The following is a 25,946-nucleotide window of genomic DNA, read 5'->3' as shown; positions in this document are numbered from 1 at the left end:
AAACATTTGGATATGGCCCATACTGATCAGGCATAGAAATATAAAAAACCACTTACAGAGATGTGAGTGGTTTTTAGTCTATTAAAGTATTTTAAACTCATATATTATTCTAATCTCCCTGATACCATGCTAAAAAGTAGGACCCTTCTTTCAGGTTTTCAATCACTTCATTGGAAACAGATGGATGAACAGCAAAACACCCCTCAGAACGTCCTGCACGTCCGGTATTTTCAAAATTGGGAACTACATAATCTGCACTATGAATAACAATAGCTCTTTCCCGAACATTAGAATTTGAGCTTTCCAAACCATCTATCCGTAATGATTTTCCATGTTTCCCGATATAAGTTTCCCCCGTTTTGTAAACACCAAGGCTTGAACAGTTAGACCCATTTACGTTTGAAAAGGTTTTAGCATATTTATCTCCTGAGTTTTTACCATGAGCAACTAAGTATTTTTTAAAGCTTTCATCAATTAAATTAAAAATAAATAGTCGCTCTTCTGAGCTTGGCTTATTAAAATCAACAATAGCCCAAAAATTAGCATGACTTCCTTGAGCATTTTTGAAATTAAACAATCTCTCAAGTGCCTTTCTTTGTCCAATAGTTTCTGCAAGTCTAAGGGCAATTTCCTTTTTATTGTTGGTGGGAAAACGATAGTCTGCAATTTTATTCATTCCATCCATATGAAGTTTTTCAGCTCCTATTTGCTGGATTTCTTCATTGGTTAAAACGGTTCCATTCCCTGAATTTTTAATCAAAATATACTGAACGTTAGAATCTTTACCTCCGGATTTGGCACTGCCGTTAATTCCCAATTGTTTTGCAAGATAAACAGACCCCTCACCTAATTTACCTTTGGGACCGTGATCAGCAAAAATGGCAAAACATTGTTTGTTGTTATCTTTATTAATCACCAATGCAATATCACCCAGAGAAAAATCGTCAGAAAACCCACCCGGTAAAACAATGTAGGGTATTGTCTCTGAATTTACATACCTATTGGGGTCGCTATAATTCTTCGTTCTATCCTGAAGAGAAGTCATTGATATATAATACCCTGGTGCCGGATCGGTATTTTTCTGAATCAATGGATTTCCGGATTCTTGTTTATTATCTGTTGCCAGTGCCCACCATTTACCGGAATGTCCAGCATTTCCCAGATAATCTAATGCCAGAGAACTGTCTCTGTGATAAGCTCTTGGTGAACCATCTGCATCTATTCTCATACCGCTTGTAAACGAAATCAAATTGGATTCTCTCCATTCATAAGATGGAATATTCTCCAAGGTTTTAAATTTAACAGGGAGTTCTTCTGTATTACCAAGTATATCTTCTTCATGTTCTTGAGTCGCAGTAATGGCGGCAGGCACAGCCACAGGATTCCGAGGTGCTGGTAAAATACCGTCTGGTAGCCAAAATCCGCGAGTTGCTACTTTCACATCATCCTCTGTATAAACCACCCCATACTTTCCGTTATCCATTTTTTTATCATACAATTCGTTTTCTTCTTCTAAGATTACATAAATATGAAATGTATGATCAAAGGTTTCATAGAATTTCCCTCTCGCCATGACTCCTACTGCTCCTTTCTGTGTTTTATATTCCTTTTTCAGATAATATTTAAAACCCAAACGATACAACATTATTTCAACATTATGAGTAGGATAATACTTTGTATGGTCGTTAAACAATATTGATTTTGAATCCAATCCTGCATTTCTAAAGGCATATTCCAGAAAAGTAGAACAGGTAGTGGCACATTCTGCATTCACCGGAGCTTCTTTGTGAGCTTCGGTTTTAGCTTGGGACACCTGTTCTAAATTTGTACATAATGCAATCATTCCATTTAAATATTCTTGTCCCTCTAGCGGAGTCATTTGTTTATCTCTATTGATTCCCTCTAAAAATGAAAGGTTATAGGAATAGAGATCTTCATCCAGTTCCAGATTAAGCGCATGTTGAGTGGTACTATCAATTGTACCTGTTGCTGCTATTCCATTTGATTTCTGAAATGCCAGTATTGCATTCTTTGTTTTGGGACCAAAGCCACCATCAATTTCTTGTACAGTACTCCCAAAACCTAAATTTGTTAGAATTTGCTGTAACACGGCTACATGTTTTCCATTATCGCCGAACTTCGGAATTTTTGAAATTTTTGTTGACATAATTTTGAGTTTTTGGTTTTAGTTTTAGATAGTTGCCTTTCGAATTATTGCAAAAGGCCTCATACAAGTACTTCGTATTTTATTTCAAAATTCCACAAATAAGAGGCTCTTCACAATACAACAATTGTTGTATTTTTAACATACTTTAACTATCTTTATAAAAAACTAAATGACCTGAAAATGAATAATCAACATCCGCTCCAGCAAGTATGGGATCAATATCCTAATGCTATGCATAATGAGAAGCAATCTCTGAAAGCTCCCCCTATAAAACGACTGATTGCTGAAATGTTCTGTATTGGAAATTTTTATTATTATGTTTTAAATATTGCAGACAGTACACTAACCAATCATCATGAAAGTATTTTGACCATGCATGGCTTGAAAAAGTACCCCAAGCATTTAAAGGAAGTTATAGATCTTATTCACCCCGATGATATTGAGTTTGTAATGGAAGCTGAAAAAATGACCATTGAAAAAATGCAGGAAATTGGATGGGAACACCAAACTCAATTGAAAAGCAGCTATTGCTTTCGGATGAAAATAGAAACAGAGCATTACGAAATGTTTCATCATCAATCAATACATACATTAAAAAGTAAAGAAGGAAAGCTATTGCAAGCAGTTAATATACACACTAATATCCAGCATCTTGTAAAGGAAAATCCTTACACTGTATTAGTTTCCGGAATTGGTAACCGTAGTGATTTTCATCAAATGCACTATAGCAAAGAATCGAAAGAGAAAGAACAGGAAACTCTTACAAAGAGAGAGTTAGAAATTTTAAACTTCATTACAAAAGGTCTTTCTGCATCAGAAATTTCAAAAATATTAAACATTTCCTTTTACACCGTCCGTACTCATAGAAAAAACATCCTGGAAAAAATGCAATCAAAGAACACTTCAGAACTTATGAAAATCTGTTTTCAAAGAGGTTTAATTTAGCTGCAAGGGAATTTTATATTTTATATATAATAAAAAACCACTCACATTACTGTAAGTGGTTGATTTTATGTGGTCCCACCTGGGCTCGAACCAGGGACCACCTGATTATGAGTCAGGTGCTCTAACCAACTGAGCTATAGGACCTCAAAACTTGGTTAAATTTTGTGTTTGCAAAAATAGTAAAAATTATTTCACTACAAAATTTTTTATTGCTTTTCTTGGCAAAGTTCTACCAACACACCGTTTGTAGACTTCGGATGTAGGAATACAACTAATTTGTTATCAGCACCTTCTTTAGGCTCTTCAGAGATAAACTGAAATCCTTCTTTTTTTAATCTTTTTACTTCTTCTACAATATTTTTTACTCCAAAAGCTAAATGATGGATACCTTCACCCTTTTTTTCGATGAATTTTGAGATGGGGCTTTCGGGATTACTGGCTTCCAATAATTCAATTTTACTTTCTCCTGTTTCGTAAAAAGACGTTACCACGCCCTCTCTTTCAACAGTTTCTTTTTTGTAGGATTCTTTTCCTAATAATTTGGTAAAAAGCTCATCAGAGATCCCCAAAGACTTTACGGCAATACCAATATGTTCTAGCTTCATAAATAGTAATAAATATAATTAAATCGTAAATTTGATACTCCGGCTGAATTTCAAAGTATCAATTCAAACAAAAGTACTAAATTTGCATAAATTATGGAAAGTAACAGACAAAGAAAAGTAGCACAAATTATTCAGGAAGACTTCGCAGAGCTTTTCCGTAAACAGGCTTCAGAGAGTAAGCAAAGTATATTAGTATCCGTTTCAGATGTAAAGGTAACGGCAGATTTGGGTATTGCTAAAATTTATTTAAGCATTTTCCCACAGGAATTCCGTTCTGCTGTAATGAAAGAAATAGAGGAAAACAAGCCTCAATATAGAAATTTCATTGGTCAGAAAATGGCAAAACAGGTACGTATTATACCACAACTTAACTTTTATCTTGACACTGCTCTTGATGATGTTGAAAAATTAGAAAGAGAATTAAGAGGCGAAGGTGACAATCCTGTTTTGTAGATCTTGAAGAATATTGCATTTTACATAGCATCCAGATACCTTTTGGCAAAAAAAGGCAGTACCGCTGTTACGTTCATTACGTGGCTGGCAGTAGGTGCCATGACGGTTGCTGTGGCTGCAATGTTCGTGATTATTTCCGTTTTCTCAGGTCTTGAAGATTTGAATAAAGACCTTATTTCTAATCTTCATGCAGATCTAACCTTAAAAAGCTCATCAGGAAAAACCATTAAAAACTTTGATCAGGTTAGTAAGGTTTTAAGCAATAATAATAAAGAAATCCTTAACTATTCCCGTATTATTGAAGAAAAGGTATACATCAATTTTAACGGGAAAGGGGATATTGCCTATTTAAGAGGTGTAGATTCTGCTTATACCAAGGTAAACCCCATCAATAAAGATGTATTCTATGGAACTTACCCAAGCTTCAAGTATTCTAATGAAGTCTTGATGGAAAATAGTCTGGATAACAGATTATCAATTCCTGTTGATTCTACCAATCATTATGCGACGGTATTTATGCCGAAAGCCGGAACCGGAATTATCAACAAGGAAGAGGATATTTACAATAAAAGAGATATTCTGGTAACAGGTGTTTTCCCTGGAAAAGATCAACTGGACAATTATATCATCTCTCCTATTGAACTTACCGAAGAATTATTAAGCCTTCCAAAAAAATCAGCATATCAAATTGTTATTAAGTTAAAAAATCCGGAAAACGCAGATGCAGTAAAGCAAAGTCTGCTTTCTTCTTTTGGAAAAAGTATTGAAATAAAAACAAAGGAAGAAGAGAATGCCGCTTTCTGGAAAATGATTAATACTGAAAAGATGTTTATCTACCTGATCTTTGCACTGGTAATATTCATCACCACATTTAATCTTGCAGGAGCCATCATTATTTTACAGCTTGATAAAAAAGAACAGGCAAAATCACTTATTTCATTAGGTTTCCCTTTAAGTCATCTGAGAATGACCTATTTCTATACCGGAATTCTTATTGTTGTTTCCGGAGTAATTACCGGATTGATGCTTGGAACGGCCTTATGCTATTTCCAACTCTACACAGAATTCTTCAGAGCAAATGAAGTATTGCCTTTCCCGGTAAAAATAGTAGGCAAAAATTATTTAATCGTAGCGCTTACTGCTTCCCTATTTGGATTTGCTATTTCATGGTTCTTTTCAAAGATCAGCAAAGAGCATATTACAAAAAATTAATATACAATACTTACGTATTTCGTTAAATTAATCCATTACGGTTTCGTTTTTTTGTACCTTTACGGCCCAATTTTAAAGAAATGAAACGAATTTTATCTTTTTTCTTATTAAGCTTTGCATTTATCAACGCAATTGCACAAGCTCCTCCCGGTTATTATGCCCCTGCAGTGGGTTTAACAGGAGCTCCTCTTAAAACAGCCCTAAGAACAATCATTAAAGAAGGACACCAAGATAAAGGCTATTCTGGCCTATGGACCGCCTATTTCACAACTGATCGTGATACAACGTATGAAAATGATGGAACCATATTAGACATCTACTCTGAAAATCCTAATGGACCTGATCCTTATAATTTCAATGTAGGAACCACCCAATGTGGACAATATAGTACTGAAGGACAATGCTATAACAGAGAGCACATTGTTCCCCAAAGTTTATTCAATGAAGCATTTCCTATGAAGTCTGATATCCACTTTATCCGCGCTACAGATGGTAAAGTAAATGGTATGAGATCTAACTACCCTTTCGGAAAAGTAGGAAATACACCTTCTTACACTTCACAGAATGGTTCTAAATTAGGAAATTCAGTTTCTCCAGGATATTCAGGAATTGTATTTGAACCTATTGATGCATTCAAAGGAGATGTTGCAAGAATGATTTTTTATTTTGTAACAAGATATGAAACACAACTTGCAGGCTTCTCTTCCGGAGATATGCTTGGAGGATCAGCTTTCCCGGGTCTTCAGGATTGGGAACTTCAGCAGCTTTTAGCCTGGAATGCCATGGATCCTGTATCCGATGCTGAAACAGCTAGAAATAATGCAGCATATACATTTCAAGGGAACAGAAATCCTTTTATAGATAACTCGGCCTATGCTGAGTTGATTTGGGGAACTCCTGTAGTTGACAACCAAGCTCCTACAGCTCCTACCAATTTAGCTACCAATACACCTACTTCAAACTCTATCTCATTAAGCTGGACTGCGGCAACAGATAACATTGGTGTAACAGCTTATGATATCTATGTAAATGGAACATTGAAAACTACAGTATCAGGTACATCTACAACTGCTACCGTGACAGGGTTATCTCCACTTACATCATATACATTCTACGTAATTGCCAGAGATGCTTTTGCAAATAATTCACCACAAAGTAATTCAGCAATAGGAATAACTCTTGATGGGCCGGCTACAGGAGGAGGAAACTGTGGAACAGAAGACTTCGCTAATATTCCTACATCTACCAACCCTGCTTATAATACAAGAGTATGGACCAACAATAATATAACTTGGACTGCAACAGATGCAAGAATTGATCAAACCATCAACGGCAAAGCAATTACAATTAGAAATGGTACTTTAACAAGTTCAGTAATTTCAGGAGGAATCCAAAGCCTTACCTTAACTACTCAATTAAAATTCAATGGAAATGCTGGAAATATAAATGTTTTTATTAATGATGTGAATGTAGGAACTATTCCTTATAGCGCAACAGTAAAAACTACTACAATTAACAACATTAATGTAAGTGGAAACATTACTATTAAGCTTACCAATTCATCTACAGAAGACAGACCTGCTCTGGATGACTTAACCTGGACATGTTACAATGGATCATTAGGAACCAATGAAACAGCAAAAAACAAGTCAGACTTCACCATCTACCCTAACCCGGTAAAAAACAACGAACTATTCGTAAAAGGAGAGAATCTTAGCAAAATTGTAAAAGCAGAAATCTATGACCTTTCAGGAAAAGTGATTGAAGTGATTGCAAATCCTTTCAAAAACTCAAACAAGATTAATCTAAAAGGTTTGGTAAAAGGAACATACATCCTAAAAACAGATAATTTCTCTACCAAATTCATCGTAGAATAATTATTACAAAATATTTCAAACTAAAGGCCGGATTTATCCGGTCTTTTTTTTTAATTTTGATCATATGGATTCCAATAAAAAATTAGGATTAATAGGACGTAATATTTCCTATTCCTTTTCTAAAAAATTCTTCGAAAATAAGTTTCAAAAGCTTATGCTTAAAGACTTTTCCTATGATATTTTTGACCTGAATGAAATTAATGAAGTGGAAAACCTTTTTTCTTCACCGGAACTTTTAGGATTCAATGTTACGATCCCTTACAAAGAACAAATCATCAGCTACCTTGATGAATTGAGTGATGAAGCTGAAAAAATAGGAGCTGTAAACTGCGTTTTAATTCAAAATGGTAAAAAAACAGGATACAATACGGACGCTTTCGGCTTCGAAAAAACACTTTTTCTGCACAAAAAAAATGCACAGGACAAAGCTTTGATTCTAGGTAACGGAGGAGCTGCAAAGGCAGTAAAATATGTACTGGATAAACACAATATCCCATCCAAAACGATTACAAGAAACTCTGAAACAAATTTTGAAAACCTTGATACGGAAACCGTTCAGGAGCATAAAATTATTGTTCAATGTACGCCAGTAGGGACATTTCCAAATGTTAAAGATTGTCTGAAATTCCCTTTTGACGCGCTTTCTTCCGAGCATTTGGTTATCGATTTAATATACAATCCAAACTACACCCAATTTATCATTAATGCCTCTGAAAAAGGAGCAAAAACAGTAAACGGTTATTATATGCTTGAGCAGCAAGCAGAAAAAGCTTGGGAAATTTGGAATTTTCAAAAAAAATAACATAAATTAGTACTTTAATTGGCCTTACAGTTATATTCAAAGGATATTAACGCCACTCACATAAAAGATTTGCTATGACTACAGAAAACAATCTTTCTGAAAACGAAGAAAAGAAAAATCCTAATGACGTATCTCAGGAGACATTAGAGAACACCGTTTCTCATGATGCACCCACCCATGAAGATGATGCAGAACACCTGGAAGAACATGAAGAAGTTGAAATCTCCCTGACTGATGCCTTAAAGGAAATGGAAACAATCATCAACACTCAAAATGCTGGTGAAAATTTCAAAAGATTCAATCAGTTAAAAGAAAAAGCAAGTCATTACATCCATGATGAAGTGGAAGATAAAAAGCATGAGTATGTAGATGCAGGAAATGCTCCTGAAAACTTTAGTTATGAGCACCCGTCACAGACTAAATTTTCTGCTTTGGTCAATATTTTTAGAGAAAAGCATGACAACTTCCAGAAAGGACAGGAAGAAGAGCAGAAAAAAAATCTTGAACACCGTCAAAGCATTATTGAAAGATTAAAAAACCTTTATACCAACTCTGAACCGGGAACTAATCTTTTTAAATCCATTCGTGAGATCAAAGAAGAGTGGTCAAAAGCCGGACAGGTTGCTAAATCTGAGTTTAAAATCCTTAACAATAACTATTTCCACCACCTGAATCAATTTTATCAGATGCTGGATCTTAATAAAGAATTCTTAGAACAGGAATACAGCCATAATCTTGAAAAAAGACAGCACATCATTGCCCGTGCTCAGGAACTGGAAAATGAACCTGTCATTCAGAAAGCTTTAAATGAACTTCAATATCTTCATAAGCTTTGGAAAGAAGAAGCTGAACCTGTAGCAGAAGAATTCCGTGAAAAAACTTGGGAAGAATTCAAGGAAATTTCCAATAAAATTCATGAAAGAAAATCTGAACTTTCAGCATCCATAGAAAAAGAGCAAGGTGCAAATCTTGAGAAAAAGAACGAAATTATTGCTGAAATCAAGAAACTTTCTGAACCTGCAGAAACACCTAACCACAACTACTGGCAAAACGCCATTAAAAAAGTGGAGGATTTACGTTCTGAGTTTTTGAAAACAGGAAGTGTTCCAAGAAAACTTTCCAACCAAAACTGGAATGATTTCAAAACAACACTTAGAGGCTTCAATACCACAAAAAACAACTATTACAAGTCTTTAAAAGGTTCTCAGCAAGCTAACCTGGAAGAAAAGCTTAAATTAATACAAACTGCTCAGGACAACCAGAGCAATGAAGAGTGGGATATCTCTGTTCCATTATTCAAAAAACTTCAGGAAGACTGGAAAAAGGTTGGCCATGTTCCAAAGAGCATGACTAATAAAATCTGGGATGAATTCCGTGATGCATGTAACGCCTTCTTCAATAATTACAGAGAAAAGAGCAACACTTCCACAGATAACTGGAAAGAGAACTATAAAAATAAAAAAGCTCTTCTTGAAGAATTAAAAACAGTCTCCAACGAAGAAGGAAGTATTGAAAAAATTGAACAAATTAAGACATCCTGGAATAATATCGGGAAAGTTCCTAGAGATAAAATTTCAATTAATACAGAGTTCAACAAGACTTTAAGAGAAAAATTAAAGATCAATAAGATCAATGAACTTGAACTGAAAGAAGAAGGTTTATCTGAAAACCAACTTACTGACAAGGCTAGAAAGATCAAAAACCAAATATCTGATCTTGAAGGAGAAATTGTAAAACTGGAAAACAACCTATCTTTCTTCAACAAACCATCAAGGGAAAATCCTCTTTTAAGAGATACTTACAACACCATTGATGAAAAGAAAGCTCATCTGGAAACATTAAAGCAGAATCTCCACAGCATCATTGCCGGAGAATAAACCTTAATACAATAAATAAAGGCGGAGCAAAGCAATTTGTCTTCGCTTTTTCTTTTTACAAACATGAACAACGACGAATTATATATTAAAAGATGCATTGAGCTGGCCCAAAAAGCTCTAGGCAAAACCTACCCTAACCCACTTGTAGGAAGTGTAATTGTACACAATGGAGAAATTATTGGCGAAGGATATCATCATAAAGCAGGAGAACCACACGCTGAAATCAATGCTATCAACTCTGTTGAAAATAAGAGCCTGATTCCTGAGTCAACCATCTATGTTTCATTGGAACCCTGTGCTCACTACGGAAAAACGCCACCTTGTGCTTTAAAGATTAAAGAACTTGGCTTTAAAAAAGTAGTCATTGGAGCTATGGACTCCCATGACAAGGTTAACGGAAAAGGAAAAAAAATCATTCAGGATGCAGGGATTGAAGCTGTTTCAGGAATCCTTGAACAAGAATGCATTGAGTTAAATAAAAGATTCTTCACTTATCATGAAAAGAAAAGACCTTATATTATTTTAAAATGGGCAGAGTCGGGTGACGGGTTTTTAGACAAAGATTTTAAGCCTACTTCCATATCAAACGCTTTGGTCAATCAGTTTGTTCACCAATTAAGAGCTGATGAGCATGCCATTTTAGTAGGAACACAAACTGCATTACATGATAATCCAAGCTTAACTGTAAGAAATGTTGAGGGAACAAACCCAACCAGAATCTTAATTGATTTCGACTTAAAAGTTCCTCAGCACTTTAAGATTTACAATAATGAAGCAAAAACACTGGTTTTAAATACCATCAAAGAAGAAACTGAAAACAATATCCAATTCATTAAAATAGGAAAAGAAAATTTTCTTACAAGTTTAATGGAAGCTTTATACAGAGAACAAATACAATCCGTTATTATTGAAGGCGGCCGTTTTACATTACAACAATTTATTGATGCTGATCTTTGGGATGAAGCCATTATCATTAAAAATGAAAATCTCAAACTAGAAAATGGCACAAAAGCCCCCAAATTTAACCATACAGCCTGCAAAACAGAAAACTACAGGGATAATACCATTTCTTTTTTTAAATCAAAATAAAGCATTTTATCACCCGAACATGAAATAATTTCTTTATATTAGTTATACCAAAAAATATTACCATGAAAAACATAAAGAAAGTTTCAAGACAAGGTTTAAAAAAAGTACAAGGAGGTATAGCCCCTAAATGTTGTTCATATTATCCACCTGCATGGCAACATTGCTGCCCTACTCCATCCAGCATGAGCTGCCCACCACCTTGGGTAGATGGAAGTTTTCCTTGCTAGACTATTTTAATATATACAAATCAAAAGAGCGTTTCCGCTCTTTTTTTATTAAAGTACTTTTTCACGAATACACATGGATAGTGAATGCTAAAGTTTTAAATTTGCAAAACTAACTGCTGAGAGTAAATGTTTGAATACAAAACCATAGAAAACCCCATAGAAAATACGTTGTTAAAAGAAAAAGGAAGCAAATTTATCGGATTTGCCTACCCTGTTAACAATGAAAAAGAGTTAAAAGCTGCTTTAGAAAAGGTTAGAGGAGAACATCCAAAGGCAACCCATCATTGTTATGCTTTCAGAATGGGTTTAAGTGGAGAAAACTACAGAGCGAATGACGACGGAGAACCTTCAGGAAGTGCAGGACTTCCCATCTACAACCAGCTACTGGCCAATGAAGTTACCAACGTACTGGTTATAGTAGTGCGTTACTATGGCGGAACCAAGCTGGGTGTTTCCGGGTTGGTAAAAACCTACAAAGAATCAGCAAAGATAACCCTTGAAGAAGCCAGCATTATCACAAGAGAACTGGAAACAGAAATTGAAATACAGTTCAATTTTAATCAGCAGAATACAATCTTCACGCTCCTTTCAAAATTTGATGCTAAGGTTCTTAATTTTGATGCCAATGAGAACTGTATCCTTACAGCTTCATTAAAACTCGCACAAAGAGAAGGCATTTCAGAAAAATTATCCGAAATGCAACACGTATCATTTGAATTTAATGATTAATGACCTCTCCATAATTATAAGGAAAGCTTAAAACTTATCCATAGCTGAATTTTATATTTAATATTCTTCTAATGGAACATTTCATTCACATTATTAAACAAAAAAACATCCCAGAAAACAATCTGAGATGCTATATATTTCATTTAATCTTAAAGATTAGTCTCTTCTTCCTCCGAGAAGTAAAGATCCCCAGTAAAGAAGTTGAGCCAAAGATCCTAAGGCTGCTACCACATAAGTTCTAGCTGCCCATTTTAAACTATCCTGAACCCCTACAAATTCTTCAGCAGTTACAGTTCCTGTATCCTTAAGCCATTTCATCGCTCGGTTACTTGCATCGTATTCTACCGGTAACGTTACAAATGCAAAAAGAGTTGTTACTGCAAACATTGCTACCCCAATCGCTAAAACAGTTGTATTACCATTTGGATTTTCAATTGTTCTTGAAGCTGCCATTACTGCGATACCTGCAATTAAGACAAACTGCATCAGATTGGAACTTATGTTCACAATAGGAACCAATTTAGAACGTAGGTTCAACATTGAATATCCTCTTGCATGTTGTACGGCATGTCCGCATTCGTGAGCAGCTACAGCTGCTGCAGCTGCATTTCTCTGCATATATACTCCTTCGGAAAGGTTTACTGTTTTATCTCCTGGATTATAGTGATCCGTTAACTGTCCGGGAACTGATATTACCTGAACATCATTAATCCCGTTATCTCTCAACATTTTTTCTGCTACTTCTTTCCCCGAAAGGCCGTTTCGCAGATGTACATTGGAATAATATTCAAATTTTGATTTCAACCTTGATGAAACCCACCAGCTCACCAGCATTGAAATAACAATAATGATATAATAACCCGCCATTTTATATAGATTTTGTGTTCAATTTTTAACCATAATGATATAAAAACTGTGCCAAAGTATCCGATATTATTATTTATATTTGTCCTTAAATTACCTCAAAAAACATGTCTACAATTTCAATTATTGAAGTAAAAACAGCTGGTCAGCTCAAGCAATTCGTAAGATTTCCGATGGATTTATATAAAAATAATCCGTACTACGTTCCATCCTTTATTAAAGATGAAATGAAAATTTGGGATGCAAAAGAAAATCCGGCGTTAGATTATTCCGAATCCAAACAATTTCTGGCCATAAAAGACAATAAGGTAGTTGGAAGAATTGCTGTAATTATTAATCATAAGGAAGAAAAAGAATTAGGCATTAAAAAGGTGCGATTTGGCTGGATAGATTTCATTGATGATACTGAGGTTTCAAAGGCTTTAATTCAAACAGCAATTGATTACGCCAAAGAACATAAAATTGACAAAATTGAGGGCCCAATGGGGTTCACCAATCTTGACAAGGCAGGTATGCTGACAATGGGATTTGATAAACTGGCAACAATGATTGGAATTTACAATCACTCCTATTACCCTGAACATCTTGAAAACCTAGGATTAGTAAAAGAAAAAGAATGGGTAGAGTATGAAATGAATTTCCCAAAAGTACTTCCTGAAAAAGTAGAAAAATTCAGTGGGCTGATTGCTCAAAAATATAAACTAAGCGTTCTAAAATTCAAATCAAAGGAAGAAATCCTCCCTTATGTAGAACCCATGTTCAAGTTATTGGATGAAACTTACAAACATCTTTCTACCTATACTCCAATTTCGGACGAACAGATCAAAACCTACAAAGAGAAATACTTCCCTCTTATTGACAAAAATTATGTAATATGTGTAGTGGATGAAAACCAGCAACTGGTTTCTTTTGCTATTACCATGCCCTCTTACTCTAAGGCTTTACAAAAGTCAAAAGGAAAATTATTCCCTTTCGGATGGTGGCATTTTCTACAGGCAAGCAAGAAAAATGATCGTGCGAACTTTTACCTTATAGGTATTCATCCCGAATATCAGAGACGTGGCGTAACAGCTATTATCTTTAAGGAAATTTTTGTACGATTTACAAGCATGGGAATTAATTTCGCAGAAACCAATCCTGAACTGGAAGAAAACAAAAGTGTACAGGTTCTATGGCAGGATTACAATCCTGTAAATCATAAAAGAAGAAGAACCTATTCATTGATGATAAATGATGAGCAATAAATAATGAGCATGGGGTAATGCTTTCATTTTCATTATCCAGCAACCATTAAATCTTTAAATTCTCTATATTTACGCTATGAAACTACAGCTTATCATCTTTGCTATTTTAATCGCAGGATTTATCATTTATAATTTCTTCCTACAATCACAGGATGACAGAACCAATACTGTGATCAACATTATTTTTGCCAGTCTTCTTTTTGGATATATCTCATTCATGGCATATTCTCTTTTAAAAAAAATGAAGAAATAATTTGTTATTTTTATTGATTCTAAATTGTAATTTTTCCACATTTTCAGCCGACTTTTAAGCTGATAAATTTCACCCTTTCTTGTTTATTCGCTAAATTTGCAAATTGAGATAATAATGCAAAAATGAATTTACCTGAAAGTTATATTCCAATCCTTATCCAGGCAGGTGTAGCAGTAGCATTCGTAGCTGTTTCTTTACTTGGAGCACATTTCCTAGGTCCAAAGCAGAAAAAAGGAGATTCTGTAAAAAACCAAAGCTGGGAATGTGGGGTTCCTAGTGAGGGAAATGCAAGAACACCGTTTTCTATCAAGTACTTCCTGACTGCGGTATTGTTCGTACTATTCGATATTGAAATCGTATTCTTTTATCCATATGCGGTAAACTTCAGAGAATTCGGCATGGAAGGATTCCTGGCTGTACTTACATTCGTTGCGATCTTCTTCGTGGCGTTTTTCTATGTATGGAAGCGTGGTGCCTTAGATTGGGATAAATAAAAGTAAAATTACGAATTGTGAATGATGGATTTTGGATCGCAATTCTTCAAAAGAGGATTTCTTAGAAAAATCATCCAAAATTTTAATTCAAAATCTAAAATTTAAAATCATCTACAAGATGTCAGATAAAAAACCAGTAATAAGAACAGATGCACCTGCTCCCGAAGGATATGAAGGGGAAGGGTTTTTCGCAACAAAACTGAGCAGTGTAATCGGTATGGCAAGAAAGTTTTCACTTTGGCCATTGCCTTTTGCTACCTCTTGTTGTGGTATTGAGTTTATGGCTACCCTGAACCCTACTTATGATGCTTCAAGATTTGGTATGGAAAGAAACTCTTTCTCTCCAAGACAAGCAGATATGCTGATGGTTTGCGGAACTATATCAAAAAAATTAGGACCGGTCCTTAAAGAAGTTTATACTCAAATGGCTGAACCGAAATGGGTAGTAGCTGTTGGAGCTTGTGCTTCCAGTGGTGGTATTTTTGATACTTATTCTGTTCTTCAGGGAATAGATAAGATCATTCCGGTGGACGTTTACGTTCCTGGATGTCCTCCAAGACCAGAACAAATTATTGAAGGGGTAATGCAGGTACAGGCTCTTGCAGAAAGCGAAAGCATCAGAAGAAGAGACATGCCTGAATATCAGAAATTACTAGATTCTTACAACATAAGCAACTAAACGGAAATGACAAACGAATTTGTATTAGAAGCAATTACCAGAGAATTTCCGGAATCTGTTATTTCAAGTTCAGAGCCGTATGGAATGCTGACTATTGAAGTGAAAAAAGAAGATATCAAGAAGATCATTCATTATCTTAAAGATTCATCTTTGGAAATCAATTTCCTTACTGATGTTTGTGGAATTCACTATCCTGAGTTTCCGGAAAAGGAAATAGGTGTAGTTTACCATTTACATAATATGATGGCTAATTTCAGATTACGTCTGAAAATCTTTATGTCCAGAGAAAATATTGAAGTGGATTCTCTTGTTGAATTATATGCAGGAGCTAACTGGATGGAAAGAGAAACGTATGATTTCTATGGGATTAAGTTTAAAGGACATCCTGATCTTAGACCTATCCTGAATATGGAAGATCTTGGATACCACCCAATGTTGAAAGAATATCGACTGGAAGACGGTACAAGAACCGACAAGAATGATAATATGTTCGGAAGATAAAAAGCGAATGGCCAATGGTATCTAGCCAATAGCCAGAAGCAAATAGCTAAAAGCAATCATTATGAAAGATAACTCATTATCTAATATACTAAACCAATACGAAAGTAAGGAACAGATTGACGGACAATTATACACCCTCAATTTAGGACCTACCCACCCTGCTACTCACGGGATTTTCCAGAATATCTTAACGATGGACGGGGAAAGAATTCTTCATGCAGAGCAGACGGTAGGATATATTCACAGAGCATTTGAGAAAATTTCTGAAAGAAGAAACTATTCTCAGATCACTACTCTTACGGACCGTATGAATTACTGTTCTGCACCAATCAACAATTTGGGCTGGCACATGACAGTTGAGAAGCTAATCGGCGTTAAAGTTCCAAAGCGTGTAGACTATATGCGTGTTATCTTAATGGAGCTTGCCAGAATTGGTGACCACCTGATTTGTAATGGGGTAACCGGAATGGACTCAGGAGCAATTACAGGTCTTACATATATGTTCATCGAAAGAGAGCGTATTTATGATATGTATGAGCAGATCTGCGGAGCAAGGATGACGACCAATATGGGAAGAATTGGAGGATTTGAAAGAGATTTCACTCCAAAATTCCATGAGTTATTACAAGACTTCTTAAAAACATTCCCTGCAAGATTTAAAGAATTCTGTACTTTATTAGAAAGAAACAGAATCTTTATGGACAGAACCATCGGTACAGGAGCAATTTCTGCCGAAAGAGCATTAAGCTATGGTTTCACTGGTCCCAACCTACGTGCAGCAGGTGTAGATTATGATGTAAGAGTTGCAGAGCCTTATTCATCATACGAAGATTTCGACTTTATTATTCCTGTAGGAACTTCAGGAGATACTTACGACCGTTTCATGGTTCGTCAACAAGAAATCTGGGAATCACTTAAAATTATCAAACAAGCATACGAAAATCTTCCGGAAGGACCATTCCACGCGGATGTTCCTGATTTCTATCTTCCTGAAAAGGCAGATGTTTACAGTAAAATGGAAGCATTGATCTACCATTTCAAAATTGTAATGGGAGAAACAGATGTACCAAAAGGAGAAGTTTACCATGCTGTAGAGGGAGGAAACGGAGAATTAGGTTTCTATCTTGTGAGTGATGGAGGAAGAAGCCCTTACAGACTTCACTTCAGAAGACCATGTTTCATCTACTATCAGGCATACCCTGAAATGATTACAGGTTCTGTAATTTCGGATGCCATTGTAACGATGTGTAGTATGAATATTATTGCGGGAGAATTAGACGCATAACAATTGTAAAAAGTACCATTGTAAAATGTATTCATGATTTTACAATGATCGAATAAATAAGTCATTAGTACATTGTACGTTGTACAATAATACATTTAAAAAAATGAGCGAAACAATAGCTTTTAAACCGGAAAGTTTAGCACAGGTACACAAAATTATCGCAAGATACCCTGAAGGAAGACAAAAGTCTGCCCTTCTTCCTGTACTTCACTTAGCACAGAAAGAATTCGGAGGATGGTTAGATGTTCCTGTGATGGATTATGTTGCAGAACTATTAAGTATCCAACCAATTGAGGTATATGAAGTGGCTACTTTCTATACGATGTTTAATATGAAGCCGGTGGGTAAATATGTTTTGGAAGTTTGCAGAACAGGACCTTGCATGGTTTGTGGAAGCGAAAAAATCCTTGACCATATCAGAACCAAACTGAACATTAAGGATGGAGAAACTACTGAAGACGGTATGTTCACATTAAAGCCAGCTGAATGTCTTGGAGCTTGTGGATATGCACCGATGCTACAGCTAGGTAAATTCTTCCATGAAAATTTAACGATAGAAAAAGTAGACGAAATCCTTGATCTTTGCAGACAGGGACAACTTGCTTTAGACTAATAATGGTTTAAAATCCCAGATTTGGGGATTTCAAATCAGTTAATTTTTAAAATAAATACAAAAAAGCTAAAAGCGATAAGCCAATAGCTAAAAGCATAATAAACAATGAGTAAAAAACTTTTACTTAAAGACGTACATATAGAAGGTATCCGCTACTTTGAAACTTACCGTAAACAGGGAGGTTATACTGCAGCTGAGAAAGCCTTGAAGATGACTCCGGACGAAATTCTTGAAGAAGTAAAAGCTTCAGGACTAAGAGGACGTGGTGGAGCTGGATTCCCAACAGGGATGAAATGGAGCTTTTTGGCAAAACCAGAAGGGGTACCAAGACACCTTGTAGTAAATGCTGATGAGTCTGAGCCTGGAACATTCAAGGACAGATATCTGATGGAGTTCCTTCCTCACCTATTGATCGAGGGAATGCTGATCTCATCTTACTGTTTAGGTTCGAATGTTTCTTATATCTACATCCGTGGAGAATATTCATGGATTCCGGATATCCTTGAAGAAGCTATTGAAGAAGCTAAAGCGGCAGGATTTTTAGGTAAAAACATTTTAGGAACTGGTTTCGATCTTGAAATCTATGTACAGAGAGGAGGTGGAGCATATATCTGCGGGGAAGAAACTGCATTGCTTGAATCCCTTGAAGGAAAAAGAGGAAACCCAAGATTAAAACCACCATTCCCGGCTGTAAAAGGACTTTGGGAAAGGCCAACAGTGGTAAACAACGTTGAATCTATTGCAGCAATTGTTCCAATCATTGATATTACAGGTGCTGAGTATGCTAAAATCGGAGTGGGAAGATCTACAGGTACGAAATTGATTTCTGCTTGTGGAAACATCAACAAACCGGGGGTATACGAAATTGATATGACGATCACTGTAGAAGAGTTCATCTACTCTGATGAATATTGTGGTGGTATTAAAGACGGAAAAAAATTAAAGGCTTGTATTCCTGGAGGAAGTTCCGTTCCTATTGTTCCAGCTAATCTATTGCTGAGAACGGTAAACGGAGAGCCTAGATATATGAACTATGAATCATTGGCTGATGGTGGTTTTGCTACCGGAACCATGATGGGATCAGGAGGTTTCATCGTTTTGGATGAAGACCAGTGTATCGTAGAACATACCATGACCTTGGCGAGATTCTATCACCATGAAAGTTGTGGCCAGTGTACACCTTGCCGTGAAGGAACGGGATGGATGCACAAGATCCTAAAGAAAATAGAGAAAGGAGAAGGTAAGATGGAAGATATCGATCTACTTTGGGATATCCAGAGAAAAATCGAGGGAAACACTATTTGTCCATTGGGCGATGCAGCAGCTTGGCCGGTTGCAGCAGCAATTCGTCACTTCAGAGATGAATTTGAGTGGCACGTGAAAAACCCTGAGTTATCTCAGACTCAAAACTACGGACTAGCACATTATGCAGATCCTATTCCGGCTGTTGAAAAAAATGCTTAGTTAAAATGAAGAAGTTATTAGTTGTTGGTTTAATGATGTCGAATTTTGTATTTGCACAAAATAAGAAAACAGATACTGCAGACTATAATAGATCCGTTGAAGAGGATTTATCATATGTAGCGAGTGAGAAACAGCAGATTAAAGCTGAAAAAAAGGAAAAGCCTAATCCATTAAGTAAGAAAGGTCAGGTTTTCGTTTTTTATGGCTGGAACAGAGCTGCTTATAGTAATTCTGATATCCACTTTACTGGAAACGGATACGATTTTCAATTGAATAATGTAACGGCACAAGACAGGCCTACAAAATTTGGAATCGTTTATTTCGATCCAAGTTGGTTTACCGTAACGCAGTATAATTTCAGAATAGGATATTTTATTAAAGATAATTTAGCACTTGTTTTAGGAATTGATCACATGAAATATGTGATGGATCAAAATCAAACTGTTAACTTTAAAGGACATATTTCAGATCCTGAATATGCCGCAATGGTACAAAACGGACAGGTAAACCTGGCAGATGAGAAGTTCCTTACTTTTGAACATACAGACGGATTAAATTATGAAAATTTAGGTCTTGAGAAATACAAAAATCTTATTCATAAGAAAAATATAGATTTAGTATGGTCTTACGGAGCCGGGATCGGGTTTATGTTTCCGAAAAGTAATGTAAAACTTTTTGGAAATGAAAGAAGTGACCGTTTTCACGTTGCAGGGATGGGAACCGATATCAGATCCAGCCTTAACTTAGTTTTCTGGAAAAACTGGATGCTTAGAGTAGAGGGAAAAGCCGGTTATATTAATATGTGGGATATTAAAACTACATTAAATAACAAGCCTGATAAAGCACGCCAGGATTTTGTTTTCGGACAAGTTCTAGCAGGAATTGGATATACATTTAATACAAAGAAATATAAATAACAAAGCCTATTGCTTAACGCATAAAGCTTAAAGCATATCATATGAGCGAAGAAGTTAAAAAATTCAAAATAACTATAGACGGACAGACTACCGAAGTGATGCCTGGTACTTCCATTTTGGAAGCTGCAAGACAAATTGGTGGTAAATCTGTACCTCCTGCTATGTGCTATTACAGCAAATTAGAGACTAGTGGAGGAAGATGTAGAACTTGTCTTGTAGAAGTTTCTAAAGGATCTGAAGCTGATCCGCGTCCTATGCCAAAATTAGTCGCTAGCTGCAGAACTAATGTAATGGACGGTATGGAAGTAAAAAACCTTACTTCTGAGAAAGCTCAGGAAGGAAGAAAAGCGGTTACCGAATTTTTATTGGTAAATCACCCGCTAGACTGCCCTATCTGTGATCAAGCAGGAGAATGTCATCTTCAGGATTTAGGATATGAACATGGTGTGGATAGTACAAGAACAGAATTCGAAAGAAATACTTACGAAGCTGATGATCTTGGACCGAACATCAAATTGAACATGAACCGTTGTATTCTTTGTGCAAGATGTGTATTAACTGCAAACCAACTTACAGAAACAAGAGAACACGGTATTCTTTTCAGAGGAGATCACGCTGAAATTTCAACCTATTTAAATAAAGCTTTAGATAATGACTTCATCGGAAACGTTATTGACGTTTGTCCGGTAGGAGCATTAACAGACAGAACGGCTCGTTTTGCAAGCAGAGTTTGGTTCACAAAACCAATGAATGCTTCTTGTAAATGTGATAAGTGTTCAGGAAAAGCTGTAGTTTGGATGAAAGGGGATGAAATTGTAAGAGTAACTGCAAGAAAAGACCAATGGGGTGAAGTAGAAGAATTCATCTGCGATACATGTCGTTTCGAAAGAAAAGCATTATCAGATTGGAACATCGAAAGTCCTAGACATATCGACAGACACTCTGTAATTTCATTGAACCACTACGAAAAACCTAAGGATGAACTAAGAGTTTTAGACAATCCTATGGCTAAAGAAATCAGTGAAAAAGACGAAAAATAATTTTAATTAAAAGACATCAGATTTCAGACATTAGATCACAGACTTTCTAATTTCTAACTTCTAATATCTAACATCTATAACAAAAAAATGGATTTACTTACATTTAAACTTATACTTGTATTAGCACTTTTCTTGCTATCGTTAACGATTGCAGCCTACTCTACCTGGGCAGAAAGAAAAGTTGCATCAATCATGCAGGATAGAATTGGTCCTAACAGAGCCGGACCTTTCGGACTATTACAGCCTCTTGCTGATGGTGGGAAGTTTTTCTTTAAAGAAGACTTCACCCCTGCCAATGCAGAAAAATTCCTTTTCGTATTAGGACCTGCTTTGGTAATGTTTATTTCATTGATTACGGGAGCTGTTATTCCTTGGGGTAAAAGTTTAAATATTGCAGGTACTTCTTTTGATCTTCAGGTTGCTAACATTGATGTTGGTGTACTTTTCATCATCGGAATGGCTTCAATTGGTGTTTACGGAATCATGATCGGAGGTTGGGCCTCAAACAACAAATATTCATTATTAGGTGCTATCCGTGCTTCTTCTCAGATGATTTCTTATGAATTGGCAATGGGACTTGCACTTCTTTCTATCATTATGATGTCTGGAAGTTTAGACTTAAAAGAAATTACTGAAAGCCAGACTACCGGAAAATTGTGGGGAGTAATTCCCTGGGGTTCTGGTATGAACTGGAATATTTTCTATCAGCCAATTGCCTTCCTTGTATTCTTTGTAGCTGCTTTAGCAGAAACAAACAGACACCCTTTCGATTTACCTGAGTGTGAATCTGAATTGGTAACAGGATACTCTACAGAATACTCTTCCATGAAGTTAGGTTTATATATGTTTGGTGAATACGTGAACATGTTTATCTCTAATGCTTTCATGGTGGTACTTTTCTTCGGAGGATACAACTATCCTGGGATTGAATGGGTAACTCAGAACTGGGGAGAAAACATTGCAGGAATCTTAAGTATCGTAGCATTCTTAACGAAGACTGTAGTCGGAATTTTGATCTTCATGTGGATCAGATGGACGCTTCCAAGATTCAGATATGACCAGTTAATGCACTTAGGATGGAAAACATTGATTCCTATGGCATTGGTAAACCTATTAATTACAGGAGCTGTAATTTTAGCATTTGCAAACTAGAAATTTTGAAAATGAGCTAATTTGAGAATTTGATAATGAAATCAAAGCTTTATCTTTAGCCTATCATATTCAATCATCAATATTAAATAATTAAGATAACAGACAGGATTAGTCTAAAATCTAACGTCTAACATCTAATATCTATAATTAAATGAAACTTACAAACAGATCAAAAGTTGTTTCCAATAAAGAAATGACCCTTGCTGAAAAAATCTACCTACCTGCAATTTTTACAGGAATGGGGATTACATTTAAGCATGCTGTAAGAACCGTGATAAAGGGTGCTCCCGCAGTATATTCGTATCCGGAAGTACAGAAGCCAAGAACTACCATCTGGAGAGGTCAGCACGTTTTGAAAAGAGACGAGGAAGGCAGAGAAAGATGTACAGCTTGCGGACTTTGTGCGGTAGCTTGTCCTGCAGAAGCCATTACGATGACTGCTGCTGAAAGAACCAAAGAGGAAAAAGGACTTTACAGAGAAGAAAAATATGCTTCAGTATATGAAATCAATATGCTAAGATGTATTTTCTGCGGAATGTGTGAAGAAGCTTGTCCTAAATCTGCCATCTATCTTACAGACAGACTGGTAGACGTAGAAACCAACAGAGGTTCTTTCATCTATGGAAAAGATAAATTAGTTGAAAAAATAAATGAAAGGATTGATATCACGACAAGACAATCCGAGAAACAAAAAAATGCGGTAAAATAATGGATCAGTTTTTATTTTTCTTGGTGGCGTTTTTAGCAGTGGCTAGTGCAATTTATTTTGTATTTGCAAGAAATCCTCTCTATGCTATTTTGTCATTAATTGTAACGATGTTTTCAATTGCGGGAATGTACATTCTTTTGAATGCCCAGTTCCTTGCAATCATCCAGATTATAGTGTACGCAGGTGCCATCATGGTACTTTTCCTTTACATCTTAATGATGCTTAACCTTAATAAAGGAGACGAAAGTAAGAAGAACAATACTTTAAAGTTTGTTGGAGTTTTTACAGCAGGTCTTCTTTTATTAGGAGTTTTAGGAGTATTCAGAGGAGTACAAGATAACCACATTGTAGTGGAGAATGTAGACAGAGGTGTAGGTCTTACTAAAAATCTGGGTAGACTTTTGTTTAATGAATATGTTTTACCGTTTGAGCTTGCTTCCATCCTGATTTTAGCAGGTATTGTAGGCGCGGTATTAATCGGTAAAAAAGATTTATAAAATTATGGGAGAAGTAAATACATTTATACAAAGCATCCCTTTGAACTACTTCATTATCCTTTGTTCAGTATTATTCTGCTTAGGAGTGATGGGCGTATTGCTTAGAAAAAATGCTATTGTGATTCTGGGCTGTGTAGAGCTTATGCTTAATTCTGTAAACCTTTTATTGGCTGCTTTTTCAGCATACAAAGGTAACGGAGACGGACAACTTTTAGTGTTCTTCATTATGGTGGTTGCTGCTGCTGAAGTAGCGGTAGGTCTGGCAATTATTGCTATGCTGTATAGAAATACCCGTTCTGTAGATGTGAGTATATTTAATAAATTAAGAGGATAAGAATGGAGAATTTAGTATATGCAATAGTACTTTTACCACTTTTAGGGTTTCTTATTAACGGTTTATTTGGGAAAAATCTTCCAAAAATATTGGTAGGCTCTTTGGCAACGGCAGCAGTATTCGGATCTTTCTGTATCGCTGTAAGTCTTTTCATGAATTTCAATTCTGAAAGCCAGCCTGTAATCGTAAAAGCTTTTGAATGGTTTAGAGTAAATGGGGTACAAATTAATTTTGGATTCCAGATTGATCAGCTTTCATTAATGATGGTGATGATCATTACGGGTATCGGTTCACTGATCCACTTATACTCTATCGGATATATGAGTCATGATAAAGGATTTTATAAGTTTTTTACTTACCTGAATCTTTTCATCTTCTCAATGTTACTTTTGGTGATGGGAAGCAACTACCTTATCCTATTCATCGGATGGGAAGGTGTAGGTCTTTGTTCTTACCTGTTGATCGGATTCTGGTATACCAACGAAGAATACGGTAAAGCGGCAAGAAAAGCTTTCATCATGAACAGAATTGGTGACTTGGCATTATTGATCGGTATCTTTATGATTGCTGCTCAAACCAATGCTGTAGATTACCTTTCAGTAGCAGAAAATGCTTCAAAATTTGAATTAGACGGAACAGTGATTATCTTTATCACAGCGAGTTTATTCATCGGTGCTACCGGTAAATCTGCTCAGGTTCCATTATATACTTGGTTACCGGACGCGATGGCTGGACCAACTCCTGTATCAGCGTTAATCCACGCAGCAACGATGGTAACTGCAGGGATATACTTGGTAGTAAGATCAAATTTCTTATTTACTTTAGCCCCAACAGTACAGGGTGGAATTTTATTAATCGGATTCTTAACTGCAGCTTTAGCAGGATTCTATGCACTTCGTCAAAACGATATCAAAAAAGTATTGGCATACTCTACAGTTTCACAACTTGGGTTTATGTTCATCGCTTTAGGTCTTGGAGCGTATACAACAGCAATGTTCCACGTAATGACGCATGCATTCTTCAAAGCTTTATTATTCTTGGGTGCAGGTTCTGTAATCCACGCAATGAGTAACGAGCAGGATATGCGTTTTATGGGAGGTCTTAAAAAATATATTCCTCTTACACACGCTACATTCCTTATCGGAACATTAGCCATCTCAGGTTTCCCTTTACTTTCAGGGATGATCTCTAAAGACGAAATTTTAGTAGCAGCTTTCGCTAAAAATCCAATCTATTGGGTAATCTTATTTGTTTTAGCGGCAATGACTGCAACGTATATGTTCAGACTGTACTATCTTACTTTCCATGGAGAATTTAGAGGTACTGAAGAACAAAAACACCACTTACACGAAAGCCCAACTAATATGACATTACCATTGATCGTATTGGCAATCCTTTCTGTAGTTGGAGGTTTCATCAACCTGCCACACTTCATCGGTCACGGCCACTATGCTAAACTGATGGAATGGTTAAAGCCTGTTCTTACGGAACAAAGCTACAGCCAGATGGAAGCTACTCTTTCAGGAGTACCTTTCAATACTGAAATGATCTTATTAGCTGCTACAGTACTTATGTTCTTCTCTGTATGGTTTATCGTTAGAAATACCTACGTGAAGAAGAAAAAAATGGCTATTGCAGAAGAAAGCTATACCGGATGGGAAAAGCTTTCTGCTAAGAAATTATACGTTGACGAACTTTACAACGCATTGATTGTAAAAACTGTTGAAGGATTAGGACGCGGAGGGAAAATGTTTGATAAGGGTATCTTAGACCGTTTTGTAAACTTTGTAGGTGATGGTGCTGAAGACAGCGGAAAAGCTATGAAGCGTGTACAGAACGGAAATGTAGAGACATATATCCTTATCATGTCTTTAGCGGTGGGAATTATATTAATTGTTAACTTTTTATTACAATAAT

The 25,946-nt window shown here is 36.0% G+C and carries 27 protein-coding genes and 1 tRNA gene; 24 read left to right on the top strand and 4 right to left on the bottom strand.

Annotation, left to right across the window (positions count from 1 at the left end; translation table 11 throughout):
• Positions 1-109: 109 nt before the first annotated feature.
• Positions 110-2,167, bottom strand: a complete 2,058-nt coding sequence (locus tag EG359_RS18445; protein ID WP_076356233.1) for a murein L,D-transpeptidase catalytic domain-containing protein — start codon at positions 2,165-2,167, stop codon at positions 110-112.
• Between the two features lie 180 nt (positions 2,168-2,347).
• Between EG359_RS18445 and EG359_RS18440 the strand changes: the two genes are divergently transcribed.
• A complete protein-coding gene (locus tag EG359_RS18440) occupies positions 2,348-3,112 on the top strand; it encodes a response regulator transcription factor (RefSeq protein ID WP_076356231.1) in 765 nt (254 codons plus the stop codon).
• A 70-nt stretch (positions 3,113-3,182) separates the two neighbouring features.
• On the opposite strand, the gene EG359_RS18435 is transcribed toward EG359_RS18440, so the two are convergent.
• Together EG359_RS18435 and mce are read right to left on the bottom strand one after the other, a co-directional pair.
• Positions 3,183-3,256 (bottom strand) — tRNA-Ile (locus tag EG359_RS18435).
• Between the two features lie 62 nt (positions 3,257-3,318).
• The gene (gene mce / locus EG359_RS18430; RefSeq protein WP_076356229.1) at positions 3,319-3,717 is read right to left on the bottom strand and encodes a methylmalonyl-CoA epimerase; all 399 of its coding nucleotides are present in this window, start codon (positions 3,715-3,717) and stop codon (positions 3,319-3,321) included.
• 93 nt (positions 3,718-3,810) lie between these two features.
• Between mce and rbfA the strand changes: the two genes are divergently transcribed.
• The 8 genes from rbfA (at position 3,811) to EG359_RS18395 (ending at position 11,983) form a co-directional block, all read left to right on the top strand.
• The gene (gene rbfA, locus EG359_RS18425) at positions 3,811-4,170 is read left to right on the top strand and encodes a 30S ribosome-binding factor RbfA (RefSeq protein ID WP_076356227.1); all 360 of its coding nucleotides are present in this window, start codon (positions 3,811-3,813) and stop codon (positions 4,168-4,170) included.
• Positions 4,171-4,173: 3 nt separating this feature from the next.
• On the top strand, positions 4,174-5,382 hold the full coding sequence (locus tag EG359_RS18420; RefSeq protein WP_076356225.1) for an ABC transporter permease: 1,209 nt from the start codon (positions 4,174-4,176) through the stop codon (positions 5,380-5,382).
• An 80-nt stretch (positions 5,383-5,462) separates the two neighbouring features.
• On the top strand, positions 5,463-7,259 hold the full coding sequence (locus EG359_RS18415) for an endonuclease (RefSeq protein WP_076356223.1): 1,797 nt from the start codon (positions 5,463-5,465) through the stop codon (positions 7,257-7,259).
• Positions 7,260-7,323: 64 nt separating this feature from the next.
• Positions 7,324-8,061 carry a shikimate dehydrogenase family protein gene (locus EG359_RS18410; RefSeq protein WP_076356221.1) on the top strand — a complete coding sequence of 246 codons (738 nt, stop codon included), beginning with the start codon at positions 7,324-7,326 and terminating at the stop codon, positions 8,059-8,061.
• 74 nt (positions 8,062-8,135) lie between these two features.
• Entirely contained in the window at positions 8,136-9,938 is a 1,803-nt protein-coding gene (locus EG359_RS18405) for a DUF349 domain-containing protein (protein ID WP_076356219.1), read from the top strand.
• 63 nt (positions 9,939-10,001) lie between these two features.
• Positions 10,002-11,027 (top strand): bifunctional diaminohydroxyphosphoribosylaminopyrimidine deaminase/5-amino-6-(5-phosphoribosylamino)uracil reductase RibD, encoded by a 1,026-nt coding sequence (gene ribD, locus EG359_RS18400; RefSeq protein ID WP_076356217.1) that lies wholly within the window; start codon positions 10,002-10,004, stop codon positions 11,025-11,027.
• 62 nt (positions 11,028-11,089) lie between these two features.
• Positions 11,090-11,254, top strand: a complete 165-nt coding sequence (locus EG359_RS22550) for a bacteriocin-like protein (protein WP_164463028.1) — start codon at positions 11,090-11,092, stop codon at positions 11,252-11,254.
• A gap of 126 nt (positions 11,255-11,380) precedes the next feature.
• A complete protein-coding gene (locus tag EG359_RS18395; protein ID WP_076356215.1) occupies positions 11,381-11,983 on the top strand; it encodes an IMPACT family protein in 603 nt (200 codons plus the stop codon).
• Positions 11,984-12,139: 156 nt separating this feature from the next.
• Here EG359_RS18395 and EG359_RS18390 read toward each other — a convergent pair whose 3' ends face one another.
• A complete protein-coding gene (locus EG359_RS18390; protein WP_076356213.1) occupies positions 12,140-12,850 on the bottom strand; it encodes a zinc metallopeptidase in 711 nt (236 codons plus the stop codon).
• 104 nt (positions 12,851-12,954) lie between these two features.
• On the opposite strand from EG359_RS18390, the gene EG359_RS18385 reads away from it, so the two are divergent.
• From EG359_RS18385 to nuoL, 15 genes are all read left to right on the top strand, one after another.
• On the top strand, positions 12,955-14,091 hold the full coding sequence (locus EG359_RS18385) for a GNAT family N-acetyltransferase (RefSeq protein WP_076356211.1): 1,137 nt from the start codon (positions 12,955-12,957) through the stop codon (positions 14,089-14,091).
• 76 nt (positions 14,092-14,167) lie between these two features.
• A complete protein-coding gene (locus tag EG359_RS22545) occupies positions 14,168-14,344 on the top strand; it encodes a hypothetical protein (RefSeq protein WP_164463083.1) in 177 nt (58 codons plus the stop codon).
• 122 nt (positions 14,345-14,466) lie between these two features.
• The gene (locus tag EG359_RS18380; protein ID WP_076356209.1) at positions 14,467-14,838 is read left to right on the top strand and encodes an NADH-quinone oxidoreductase subunit A; all 372 of its coding nucleotides are present in this window, start codon (positions 14,467-14,469) and stop codon (positions 14,836-14,838) included.
• A gap of 118 nt (positions 14,839-14,956) precedes the next feature.
• Positions 14,957-15,517 carry an NADH-quinone oxidoreductase subunit B gene (locus EG359_RS18375; RefSeq protein WP_002983540.1) on the top strand — a complete coding sequence of 187 codons (561 nt, stop codon included), beginning with the start codon at positions 14,957-14,959 and terminating at the stop codon, positions 15,515-15,517.
• A gap of 6 nt (positions 15,518-15,523) precedes the next feature.
• Positions 15,524-16,018: an NADH-quinone oxidoreductase subunit C gene (locus EG359_RS18370; RefSeq protein ID WP_076356207.1), complete on the top strand. Its 495-nt coding sequence runs from the start codon at positions 15,524-15,526 to the stop codon at positions 16,016-16,018.
• 61 nt (positions 16,019-16,079) lie between these two features.
• A complete protein-coding gene (gene nuoD, locus EG359_RS18365) occupies positions 16,080-17,303 on the top strand; it encodes an NADH dehydrogenase (quinone) subunit D (RefSeq protein ID WP_076356205.1) in 1,224 nt (407 codons plus the stop codon).
• A gap of 103 nt (positions 17,304-17,406) precedes the next feature.
• A complete protein-coding gene (locus tag EG359_RS18360; RefSeq protein ID WP_076356203.1) occupies positions 17,407-17,916 on the top strand; it encodes an NADH-quinone oxidoreductase subunit NuoE family protein in 510 nt (169 codons plus the stop codon).
• Between the two features lie 105 nt (positions 17,917-18,021).
• Entirely contained in the window at positions 18,022-19,380 is a 1,359-nt protein-coding gene (gene nuoF / locus EG359_RS18355) for an NADH-quinone oxidoreductase subunit NuoF (RefSeq protein ID WP_076356201.1), read from the top strand.
• A 5-nt stretch (positions 19,381-19,385) separates the two neighbouring features.
• Positions 19,386-20,297: a hypothetical protein gene (locus EG359_RS18350; protein ID WP_076356199.1), complete on the top strand. Its 912-nt coding sequence runs from the start codon at positions 19,386-19,388 to the stop codon at positions 20,295-20,297.
• 41 nt (positions 20,298-20,338) lie between these two features.
• Positions 20,339-21,337 (top strand): 2Fe-2S iron-sulfur cluster-binding protein, encoded by a 999-nt coding sequence (locus tag EG359_RS18345; protein ID WP_076356197.1) that lies wholly within the window; start codon positions 20,339-20,341, stop codon positions 21,335-21,337.
• A gap of 87 nt (positions 21,338-21,424) precedes the next feature.
• Entirely contained in the window at positions 21,425-22,489 is a 1,065-nt protein-coding gene (gene nuoH / locus EG359_RS18340; protein WP_076356195.1) for an NADH-quinone oxidoreductase subunit NuoH, read from the top strand.
• Between the two features lie 151 nt (positions 22,490-22,640).
• Positions 22,641-23,198: a NuoI/complex I 23 kDa subunit family protein gene (locus EG359_RS18335; RefSeq protein WP_040996950.1), complete on the top strand. Its 558-nt coding sequence runs from the start codon at positions 22,641-22,643 to the stop codon at positions 23,196-23,198.
• Positions 23,198-23,695 (top strand): NADH-quinone oxidoreductase subunit J family protein, encoded by a 498-nt coding sequence (locus EG359_RS18330; RefSeq protein WP_076356193.1) that lies wholly within the window; start codon positions 23,198-23,200, stop codon positions 23,693-23,695. Before EG359_RS18335 ends, EG359_RS18330 begins: the two co-directional genes overlap by 1 nt.
• A gap of 4 nt (positions 23,696-23,699) precedes the next feature.
• A complete protein-coding gene (gene nuoK / locus EG359_RS18325) occupies positions 23,700-24,029 on the top strand; it encodes an NADH-quinone oxidoreductase subunit NuoK (protein WP_045492868.1) in 330 nt (109 codons plus the stop codon).
• 2 nt (positions 24,030-24,031) lie between these two features.
• The gene (gene nuoL / locus EG359_RS18320) at positions 24,032-25,945 is read left to right on the top strand and encodes an NADH-quinone oxidoreductase subunit L (RefSeq protein ID WP_076356191.1); all 1,914 of its coding nucleotides are present in this window, start codon (positions 24,032-24,034) and stop codon (positions 25,943-25,945) included.
• The last annotated feature ends 1 nt before the right edge of the window (position 25,946 follow it).

It is taken from the genome of Chryseobacterium joostei (genome assembly GCF_003815775.1).
Taxonomy (GTDB): domain Bacteria; phylum Bacteroidota; class Bacteroidia; order Flavobacteriales; family Weeksellaceae; genus Chryseobacterium; species Chryseobacterium joostei.
Note: the sequence above shows the minus strand (reverse complement) of the source record. Positions and strands in the feature narration are given on the sequence as shown.

Bases quoted from the DNA above. Each gene is read 5' to 3' on its own strand.
- EG359_RS18445 (WP_076356233.1), bottom strand. From the start codon at position 2,167: ATGTCAACAAAAATTTCAAAAATTCCGAAGTTCGGCGATAATGGAAAA.
- EG359_RS18440 (WP_076356231.1), top strand. From the start codon at position 2,348: ATGAATAATCAACATCCGCTCCAGCAAGTATGGGATCAATATCCTAAT.
- mce (WP_076356229.1), bottom strand. From the start codon at position 3,717: ATGAAGCTAGAACATATTGGTATTGCCGTAAAGTCTTTGGGGATCTCT.
- rbfA (WP_076356227.1), top strand. From the start codon at position 3,811: ATGGAAAGTAACAGACAAAGAAAAGTAGCACAAATTATTCAGGAAGAC.
- EG359_RS18415 (WP_076356223.1), top strand. From the start codon at position 5,463: ATGAAACGAATTTTATCTTTTTTCTTATTAAGCTTTGCATTTATCAAC.
- EG359_RS18410 (WP_076356221.1), top strand. From the start codon at position 7,324: ATGGATTCCAATAAAAAATTAGGATTAATAGGACGTAATATTTCCTAT.
- EG359_RS18405 (WP_076356219.1), top strand. From the start codon at position 8,136: ATGACTACAGAAAACAATCTTTCTGAAAACGAAGAAAAGAAAAATCCT.
- ribD (WP_076356217.1), top strand. From the start codon at position 10,002: ATGAACAACGACGAATTATATATTAAAAGATGCATTGAGCTGGCCCAA.
- EG359_RS22550 (WP_164463028.1), top strand. From the start codon at position 11,090: ATGAAAAACATAAAGAAAGTTTCAAGACAAGGTTTAAAAAAAGTACAA.
- EG359_RS18395 (WP_076356215.1), top strand. From the start codon at position 11,381: ATGTTTGAATACAAAACCATAGAAAACCCCATAGAAAATACGTTGTTA.
- EG359_RS18390 (WP_076356213.1), bottom strand. From the start codon at position 12,850: ATGGCGGGTTATTATATCATTATTGTTATTTCAATGCTGGTGAGCTGG.
- EG359_RS18385 (WP_076356211.1), top strand. From the start codon at position 12,955: ATGTCTACAATTTCAATTATTGAAGTAAAAACAGCTGGTCAGCTCAAG.
- EG359_RS22545 (WP_164463083.1), top strand. From the start codon at position 14,168: ATGAAACTACAGCTTATCATCTTTGCTATTTTAATCGCAGGATTTATC.
- EG359_RS18380 (WP_076356209.1), top strand. From the start codon at position 14,467: ATGAATTTACCTGAAAGTTATATTCCAATCCTTATCCAGGCAGGTGTA.
- EG359_RS18375 (WP_002983540.1), top strand. From the start codon at position 14,957: ATGTCAGATAAAAAACCAGTAATAAGAACAGATGCACCTGCTCCCGAA.
- EG359_RS18370 (WP_076356207.1), top strand. From the start codon at position 15,524: ATGACAAACGAATTTGTATTAGAAGCAATTACCAGAGAATTTCCGGAA.
- nuoD (WP_076356205.1), top strand. From the start codon at position 16,080: ATGAAAGATAACTCATTATCTAATATACTAAACCAATACGAAAGTAAG.
- EG359_RS18360 (WP_076356203.1), top strand. From the start codon at position 17,407: ATGAGCGAAACAATAGCTTTTAAACCGGAAAGTTTAGCACAGGTACAC.
- nuoF (WP_076356201.1), top strand. From the start codon at position 18,022: ATGAGTAAAAAACTTTTACTTAAAGACGTACATATAGAAGGTATCCGC.
- EG359_RS18350 (WP_076356199.1), top strand. From the start codon at position 19,386: ATGAAGAAGTTATTAGTTGTTGGTTTAATGATGTCGAATTTTGTATTT.
- EG359_RS18345 (WP_076356197.1), top strand. From the start codon at position 20,339: ATGAGCGAAGAAGTTAAAAAATTCAAAATAACTATAGACGGACAGACT.
- nuoH (WP_076356195.1), top strand. From the start codon at position 21,425: ATGGATTTACTTACATTTAAACTTATACTTGTATTAGCACTTTTCTTG.
- EG359_RS18335 (WP_040996950.1), top strand. From the start codon at position 22,641: ATGAAACTTACAAACAGATCAAAAGTTGTTTCCAATAAAGAAATGACC.
- EG359_RS18330 (WP_076356193.1), top strand. From the start codon at position 23,198: ATGGATCAGTTTTTATTTTTCTTGGTGGCGTTTTTAGCAGTGGCTAGT.
- nuoK (WP_045492868.1), top strand. From the start codon at position 23,700: ATGGGAGAAGTAAATACATTTATACAAAGCATCCCTTTGAACTACTTC.
- nuoL (WP_076356191.1), top strand. From the start codon at position 24,032: ATGGAGAATTTAGTATATGCAATAGTACTTTTACCACTTTTAGGGTTT.